The sequence below is a fragment of the Flavobacterium sp. genome (assembly GCF_029242675.1).
Taxonomy (GTDB): Bacteria; Bacteroidota; Bacteroidia; order Flavobacteriales; family Flavobacteriaceae; genus Flavobacterium.
In genome coordinates this window covers 1-8,149 of sequence record NZ_JAQWTM010000254.1, presented here as the reverse complement: position 1 = coordinate 8,149, position 8,149 = coordinate 1, and the positions used below count along the sequence as shown (strand labels likewise).

Annotated in this window: 7 protein-coding genes and 1 pseudogene; 2 read left to right on the top strand and 6 right to left on the bottom strand. The window is 36.2% G+C overall.

Annotated features, from left to right (window positions below; all coding sequences use genetic code 11):
* On the bottom strand, nt 1-1,041 hold a 1,041-nt coding region (locus tag P8M54_RS09400), incomplete at its 3' end, for a penicillin acylase family protein (RefSeq protein ID WP_300287559.1).
* A 24-nt stretch (nt 1,042-1,065) separates the two neighbouring features.
* Nucleotides 1,066-1,518 (bottom strand): Lrp/AsnC ligand binding domain-containing protein, encoded by a 453-nt coding sequence (locus tag P8M54_RS09395; protein WP_300287560.1) that lies wholly within the window; start codon nt 1,516-1,518, stop codon nt 1,066-1,068.
* 227 nt (nt 1,519-1,745) lie between these two features.
* Here P8M54_RS09395 and rocD point away from each other — a divergent pair, with 227 nt between their 5' ends.
* Together rocD and P8M54_RS09385 are read left to right on the top strand one after the other, a co-directional pair.
* The gene (gene rocD, locus P8M54_RS09390) at nt 1,746-3,029 is read left to right on the top strand and encodes an ornithine--oxo-acid transaminase (RefSeq protein ID WP_300287558.1); all 1,284 of its coding nucleotides are present in this window, start codon (nt 1,746-1,748) and stop codon (nt 3,027-3,029) included.
* 201 nt (nt 3,030-3,230) lie between these two features.
* On the top strand, nt 3,231-4,538 hold the full coding sequence (locus tag P8M54_RS09385; RefSeq protein ID WP_300287557.1) for a M20/M25/M40 family metallo-hydrolase: 1,308 nt from the start codon (nt 3,231-3,233) through the stop codon (nt 4,536-4,538).
* A gap of 75 nt (nt 4,539-4,613) precedes the next feature.
* Here the strand turns inward: P8M54_RS09385 and P8M54_RS09380 are convergent, their stop codons facing one another.
* The 4 genes and pseudogenes from P8M54_RS09380 to P8M54_RS09365 all read right to left on the bottom strand — a co-directional run.
* Entirely contained in the window at nt 4,614-4,970 is a 357-nt protein-coding gene (locus P8M54_RS09380) for a cupin domain-containing protein (protein WP_300287556.1), read from the bottom strand.
* A 77-nt stretch (nt 4,971-5,047) separates the two neighbouring features.
* Nucleotides 5,048-6,511 carry an NAD(P)/FAD-dependent oxidoreductase gene (locus tag P8M54_RS09375; RefSeq protein WP_300287555.1) on the bottom strand — a complete coding sequence of 488 codons (1,464 nt, stop codon included), beginning with the start codon at nt 6,509-6,511 and terminating at the stop codon, nt 5,048-5,050.
* 59 nt (nt 6,512-6,570) lie between these two features.
* Complete coding sequence (locus P8M54_RS09370) at nt 6,571-7,467, bottom strand: mechanosensitive ion channel (RefSeq protein ID WP_300287553.1); 897 nt, start codon at nt 7,465-7,467, stop codon at nt 6,571-6,573.
* Between the two features lie 182 nt (nt 7,468-7,649).
* Nucleotides 7,650-8,149: pseudogene (locus P8M54_RS09365) on the bottom strand (threonine synthase); the annotation flags it as partial.

Below are 8,149 nucleotides of genomic sequence, written 5' to 3'. Positions count from 1 at the left end.
CATCGAACGGTTATTGGATTTTAGACTTATCCATTTTCCGTCTCTTTGCGCCATGATAGGACCGTGATTTGTAGCGTAGGTTTTAAAAGTTTTTGCAATTAGCTTTCCGTTTTGCAAATATTTGATTGTGATGTTTTTTTCAAGAACAGGCAATAATTTGGAATCGTATTCGTAGAATAATTGGTCTTTTTTGCGAACAATTTTTTCGGCATACATATCCGCTACGTCCACGTTAGAGGACGTGTGCATCCAACCGCAGTAATCATTAAAACCTTGGTAAATAAAAAATTGCCCCCAGGTTACTGCACCATAAACATTCAATCCTTCTTCACTATTTACCTGAACCTCGGGCCTAAAATAAAAAGTAGTGTGCGGATTGATGTATAAAATAGAATTTCCCGAAGCTGTCTTGGCTGGAGCCAAAGCAAAACCGTTTGATCCCGTTTGTACTTCGGTTTCTCGTGCTACATAAGCCACTTTATCACTGTTGCCAGAATAAAAAGTTTTAAGTTCTCCTGTTGTCAATCCTGCTGTACTAATTGCACCAATGCTTCCGTCCGTCCAAAGTAACGGGTACCAAGGTTCAAAATGGGTCAAAAGTGCTGGTTGTACCTCAGGATGTTTGTAGAGGTAAAAGTTGATTCCATCCGCATAACTATCTAGTAATTTTTTAAGCCAAGGAGCCGCTTTTTTATAATCCGCTTTTGCATCATTCTCATCGATTAATAAACGTATTTCTAAATCATTGTACAAAACACTCTGACCTTTAATCTCAGCTAGACGACCTAGTTTTTCGATATAATTAAGTTCGACCCGTTTAAAATCGTCTTCACATTGGGCATAAAGTAATCCGAAGACAGCATCAGCATCAGTCTTACCGTAAACATGAGGAATTCCCCAATTGTCTCGAATAATGGTGACCTGTTGGGCTAATTTCTCAAGCCGATTAATTTCTTTGGTATTCATTTTTTGAGCATCAACAGTAAAGCTAAAAGCAATAAAAAGTAGTGCTAAAAATAAGTGGTGAGGGTATTTTTTCATTTGGTTTTGGTTATCAATTATATTCTATAAAGAAATATTTCTTTTAAAGGCGCAACCTAATTCAATCATAGAATCGGTTTTTGCAATGCCAGGAATGACATCTATTTTATCGTACAATAGCTTGCGCATGTGTTCATGATCGCGCGCAATAATTTTGATATATAAAGTGTAAGAACCAGTAATGTAATAGCACTCTGTGACTTCGGGTATTTTTTTAAGTTCTTCAATAATTCGGGACGAATCTTCATCTTTATTTAAACTAATTCCGGTAAAAGAACCCCAATCATAACCAATTTTCTTTTCGTTGATTATAGGTTTAATTCCAGTAATAATGCCTTGTTCCATTAGTCTATTGATGCGTTGGTGCACCATAGTGTTCGATATATTTAAATTTGTAGCAATAGCGGAGTAGGGCATCCGACCATCTTTCTCTAGTTCTTTAATAATTTTGATGTCAAACGGGTCTAAAGTGTCAATCATGGTGATCTTTTTGCTGATTTTGTTCTAATTAAATATAAATATAGGAGTTATTTTTATCATTTAAGATATGAATCTGAATTAAAATAAATTAATTTGACTTTTATAATACTTATATTTTTAAATAGTGACTTTTTTACACTTTTTTTAAGTCAAATATTGCGAAAAGTACCTTAAAATAAATAAATAGTTATATTTTTGTATTCTAACGTTTAAAATACAAACTCATGCAAGATTCAAATGCTACTCTTTCTTTAAAATCACAAGAGCTAATCGAAAAAGAAAATAAATATGGAGCTCATAATTATCATCCTTTACCGGTAGTTCTAGAAAAAGGAGAAGGTGTATATGTTTGGGATGTTGATGGAAAAAAATATTTTGACTTTTTATCTTCTTATTCAGCAGTTAATCAAGGACACTGTCATCCAAAAATTGTTGGTGCTATGGTAAAACAAGCGCAAACATTGACTTTGACCTCACGTGCTTTTCATAACGATCAATTGGGAGTTTTTGAAGAATACGTAACAAAATATTTTGGTTTTGATAAGGTTTTACCAATGAATACAGGTGCTGAAGCAGTTGAGACAGCAGTGAAATTGTGTAGAAAATGGTCGTACGAAGTAAAGGGAATTCCTGAAAATCAAGCGCAAATCATTGTTTGTGAAAACAACTTTCACGGTAGAACAACCACTATTATCTCTTTCTCTAACGATGAAACAGCGCGCAAGAGTTTTGGACCGTTTACCGAAGGATTCATAAAAATTCCTTACGATGATACGGATGCTTTAGAAGCAGCTTTAAAATCTAGTCCAAATATTGCTGGTTTTCTAGTAGAGCCTATCCAAGGTGAAGCAGGAGTTTATGTGCCTAGCGAAGGTTATTTGGCTAAGGCCAAAGCGTTATGCGCTGCTCATAATGTACTTTTTATTGCAGATGAAGTGCAAACAGGAATCGCCCGTACGGGAAGATTATTAGCTACTTGCGGAAACTGTACTTGTACCAATGGTTGTGAGAACAAACCAGAGGTTAAGGCAGATATTCTTATTTTAGGAAAAGCAATTTCGGGTGGTGTTTATCCAGTTTCGGCTGTTTTAGCGAATAATGCAATCATGAATGTGATTAAGCCTGGGCAACACGGTTCTACTTTTGGAGGAAACCCTGTAGCGGCAGCCGTTGCTATTGCCGCATTAGAGGTAGTTAAAGACGAGAATTTATCTGTAAACGCAGAGCGTTTAGGTATCATTTTAAGAGATGGTTTGAATGCTATTGCTGCTAATAATCCTTTAATTAGTTTGGTAAGAGGGAAAGGATTACTAAATGCAATTGTTATCGATTGTGACGAGGAATCAGACTTAGCTTGGCAAATTTGCTTGCGATTTAGAGATTACGGTCTTTTGGCAAAACCTACTCACGGTAACAAAATACGTTTTGCACCGCCTTTAGTAATAACAGAAAATGAAATAAAAGAGTGTTTGGCTATTATTGAAAAAGCGCTGAACGACTTTAAATAAGAAATAGATAGTAAAGTGAAGAATCCCAAAGTCAGATAAATGATTTTGGGATTTTTCTGTTTTACCGCATTATTTGTGGCGGTCCCTATTAAATGCTATTTTTTTATTTTACTATTGTGTCAAAATATTTCCGTTTTCACGTAACACAATTTAGATTTGCTACTCTAATCATCGTGACAACTTTATAACCAACCTTAAGATATGAAAAAAATAATGTACTCCGCTCTTGTACTTTGCTCCAATTTTGCATTACAAGCGCAATCAATTGATAAAATAATCAATGTTAAAAAAGTAACCGAAGTAGAGAAGATCTTGGCTGCAGATGATATGCAAGGTCGTAGAGCTTTCACTCCCGGTATCGATAAAGCTTCGTCTTATATTGAAACGGAGTTTAAAAAAATAGGTTTGCAAACACTAAACGGTGCCAAAGATTACAAGCAATCGTTTTTTATGACCGAATCGCAACGAAAAACTGCCACTGTAACAATAGATGGCAAAGAAATCAGTACAGATGCTATTGTTTCTTTTTCGTATCAGCCTCAGTTTTCTTTTAGCAACGAATCTGAAATGGAGATAGTAAAAATTAAGGCTGGAGATAAATTTGGACCTAAGTTTTATGAATATTATCGTTCGGATAAAAACCTTCTTGTTTTAGTAGATGCCTCTTTTGAAAAATTCATGTCTAATATCAAGCACATGAACCAAATGGCTGCTACTCCTAGTACAAACACTGTGGTATTTGTTTTTGGAGTTACTGATGCAACTACTTTTAAGGTAGACGGAACTAATGAAGTTGTAAAGAAAGCGCTGAATAATGTAGTAGGAGTTTTGAAAGGAAAAACTAAACCAAATGAATATGTTATTTTTTCCGGACATTACGATCATTTAGGAATTGGTTCGCCTCAAGAAGGTGAAAAGCATGGCAGTACGGATTCTATCTATAACGGAGCCAATGATGATGCCGCTGGAACCACTGCGGTAATGATTTTAGCAGAGTATTTTAAAAAATTAAATAACAACGAGCGATCCATTATTTTTACTGCTTTTGTAGCCGAAGAAATAGGAGGGTACGGTTCTCAGCATTTTTCTAAACAGCTAAACCCTGATGAGGTTGCGGCTATGTTTAATTTAGAAATGATTGGAACAGACTCTAAATGGGGAAATAATTCAGCCTATATTACCGGTTTTGAAAAATCGTCTATGGGTGCCATTTTACAAAAAAATTTAGAAGGTTCTGCTTTTAAGTTTTATCCAGATCCGTATCCTGAGCAGCAATTGTTTTATAGATCTGACAATGCTACTTTGGCTAGACTAGGTGTACCAGCACATACCATTTCGACTTCAAAAATGGACAATGAACCAAACTATCACAAAGCAAGTGACGAAATAGGAACATTAGACATGGTTAATATGACTGAAATTATCAAAGCAATAGCAATTAGTGCATCGTCCATCATTAGCGGAAAGGACACACCTACAAGGGTGGATACTACTGCACTGCGTAAATAGAAAATTAATAGTTGAAGGCTTCATGAAAATGAAGCCTTTTTTCATGAGTTTGTTGTCATGTGAGAACCAACTGTATTACTTTTGGTCCTCGATTGATTTTGTTATCGCTGATTTTACTTTTCCAGTATGCTCCGTCGTCTTGGATTCAATTAGCATAATAGAACATTCTTCGACCGCTGATACGCGATGATTAACTCCTTTTTTTACTACAAAAAGATCGCCTTGGTTCATATCAAATGCTGGTTCATTTTCGATTTCCATCAAAAGGGTGCCGGATACGATGTAGAACAATTCATCTTCGTTTTCATGATTGTGCCACGGTAAATCTTGCCCTTTTATTTTCGCCACCTTTATGTATTGGTCATTTACCTCTCCCAGTATCTTTGGTGAAAAATAAGTAGTTACCTTTTCTAACGCTTCGGTTACATTCATTTCGATTTATTTTTAGTTTTATAGCTGTTTTTCCTTTCTCTGATTAAAAGAGCTTTATTTGTTAAGTATAAAAAAATTTACGCTCGATTTTCTTTTTTGTCCAATGCTTTTCCTCTTGGCGAATTGCCTTCTTGCAATACGTTTTCTGAATGCAGTAAGTGCGCAGCGGCAGCCGAGTCTTTAACTTTTACCGCTGATCGTTCTATCATTTCTTGTTCAAAATTAGTTAAAATACTACTTCTGATACCTTCTGCTCTCCAATTAGAATTAGCTTGACAGCTTTCTGTAATCGCCCGAGCTAGTGCTATTGCATCTAATAAAGCCTGATTTGCACCTTGGCCTTTAAACGGACTCATAGGGTGTGCCGCATCGCCAATAAGCGTTGCTTCGCCCGCCTGTTCGAAACTCTTAGAAGTTAACATTTCACGATCATAAACGGGATAACCAGAAAGTTGCTCTACAGCAGTATTCGCAATAATTTGCGGAATAGGAGCGTGCCAATTCGTTCTACTCATTGCTTCCTCTTTCAAAGCTTGTGGTCCTAACGCACTTAATTTTTTTGCATCCTCCTCTGTCATTGGAAAACTCAATTGCCACATAACTGATGCACTATCGTAAGGCATGATGTAAATGCGTTCTTGACCATTAGCGGTTTGAAATACAGTCTCTGAGTCCAACAACGGACTTTCTAAAGATGTTAAGGATGCTAATGGGCAAATTCCTAAAATTACAATGCAATCTAAAAAGCGCAATGGATTGGTATCGACTCCAAAAATAAAGCGTCGGACGGCACTGCGAATTCCATCTGCTCCAACAACAAGGTCCGTGTGTTCATATTTTGTTTTTCCATCGACCTCAAACGCTAACGCTATCTTTCCGTTGTCAAGTTGTTTGAAATCGGTTAGTAAGTGTCCCCATTGCAGCGCATTTGAATCATCCAATTCTAGCAATAGTGCTAAACGCAAAGATTGTCTAGCAATATGAATATTTGTTTTTTTTGAATGTTTTTGAGTAGTCGAGGGCATCCATTTACGCATTCCCCATTCGCCAAGTACAGTCCCATCAGTGTTGTGTACAATATGCTTAGTAGACACGACACCTTTTTCTAAGTTTGAAATACCTAGACCTTTGATTGCTTTGCTTGCTTGTTGTAGCGTTAGACCGTATCCTTGTGACCGAGCTTCAAAATTACAATCGCGCTCATAAAGAGTGCAAGGAATACCTCGATGTTGGCAGGCGACCGCTAACGCAACTCCACCAATCCCACCACCAATAATGGCTATATGGGGATAATTTTCATAATCAGCAGGAAGTGGTTTTTTAGCCACAGCTAATCCTGATCCTAAACAGCTTTTGCAAGGTTGTAAACTACCAATCGGCTTAATGGGTAAGGTGTTATTACATCCGTTTTTTTGGTATGTTTCTAACTCAGCTTCAAATTTAAATTGTTCTTTTTTTGAAGGTTTACGTCTGGTCGTACCTCTGCCAAGACAAGCGGTACAGCTGATCCAATAGTTTTTTGATTTATCCTCGTCTTTCAATTTGGTATGCGTTTTTAGGATAAGTATAGTTAAGATGTAAAGCGATTTATGTTTAATGTTTATTCTTTTGAACCAATATTCATAGGCATTTCACTCAAAGTTGTCCCACCTTTTATTCCAAAATCAAGTGTTCGAATTGGAAACGGAATCATGATATCATTAGCGTCATACGCTTTCTTAATTCGAATAATAGCTTCGCTACCCACTTTATTGTAAACGGATTGTTCAGTAGAACCGACCCACATTCGAACAGATAAATTTACAGAGCTATCACCAAATTCAACGAAAAACACATTTACGGGATCGTCCTGCGATAGTTCTTCAATACCGCTAACGGCATCCAAAGTAATTTGTCTTACTTTTTCGAGATCATCACCGTATGAAACACCAACACTTAGGTCAAATCGCCTTTTTTGCAAGATGGTGTAATTTTCAATTGGATTTTGGAAAACTTCTTTGTTGGGTATAATAACAGTTTTACCTTGAAAAGTTTCAACCAAAGTATCTCTCAAGTTGATTTCTCTAACCTTTCCCATATAATCTTTAATCTGTACAATATCACCAACTTTTAGCGGTTTCCTGAAAGAGATAAATATACCCGACATGAAATTGGCGGCAATATCTTGAAAAGCAAAGGCTAGAGCAAGACCTAGTATACCTGCACCAGCTAGAATGGAAGTTACTGCTTTATCTAAATTTAGAATACTAAGCACCGTGAATAGAACGATTCCAATAAATGAAAAATAAATGATCGAACTAAAAAGGTTGTTTAGTGTCAGGTTATTAGAGATCTTAGCAACTAATTTTTGGGTTATTTTCCTAACAAATTTTGCTATATAAAAACCAACAACCATTACAACTGCTGCTAGTACAATATTAGGTAATAACTTTATTAGCGCTTCGCTCCAACTAGATAGTTTGTTATTGATTAAATCAGTGATTTTGTCTAAATCCATAGGTGATTTTGCTTTGTGTACTTCGATTTGAAGTAGGTTTGTAAAGCACTAAGGTAGTAAATCCTATGATTGTTCACAAAGTAAGTGCGCCCGTTTTTTTTGCCAACGAGCGAAACACTTTGATACTGATCACCAAAATTCAGTAAGACTATTTTGTAGCTAACCATTTGTAGTAATTCAATTTATTGATTTAAAAAGGCTTTGAATTCTTCAAATGTTGTAATCGTAGTTTTAATTTTCTCTTTATTTAGCACGCTTTCAATTTGTTTTGGAATAGGTAGTTTTACTTGAAGGGCAGCTTCGACTGTGTCCAAAAATTTTATAGGATGCGCAGTTTCTAAGAAAACCCCAATGGCATTAGGATGGTTTTTTAATTCTTTTTTTAATCCTAAATAGCCAACCGCACCATGTGGCTCAGCAATGTATCCATTGTTATTGTATATGCTTTTGATGGCTTCAATAGTTTCTGAGTCGGTGAAATTAAAAGAAGAGAAATCTTTGCTGAAAAGCTCCAAATCATTGTTGTACATTTCCTGAATCCGAATGAAATTACTTGGGTTCCCTACATCCATTGCATTTGAAATCGTTGCTTTAGAGGGTTGTGGGTCATAGATACCGTTTTCTAAGAAACGAGGTACTGTGTCATTAACATTGGTAGCTGCTACAAAATGTTCGATGGGTA

Coding starts and splice junctions, on each gene's coding strand:
- rocD (WP_300287558.1), top strand. CDS start 1,746: ATGCAAGATTCAAATGCTACTCTTTCTTTAAAATCACAAGAGCTAATC.
- P8M54_RS09385 (WP_300287557.1), top strand. CDS start 3,231: ATGAAAAAAATAATGTACTCCGCTCTTGTACTTTGCTCCAATTTTGCA.
- P8M54_RS09380 (WP_300287556.1), bottom strand. CDS start 4,970: ATGAATGTAACCGAAGCGTTAGAAAAGGTAACTACTTATTTTTCACCA.
- P8M54_RS09370 (WP_300287553.1), bottom strand. CDS start 7,467: ATGGATTTAGACAAAATCACTGATTTAATCAATAACAAACTATCTAGT.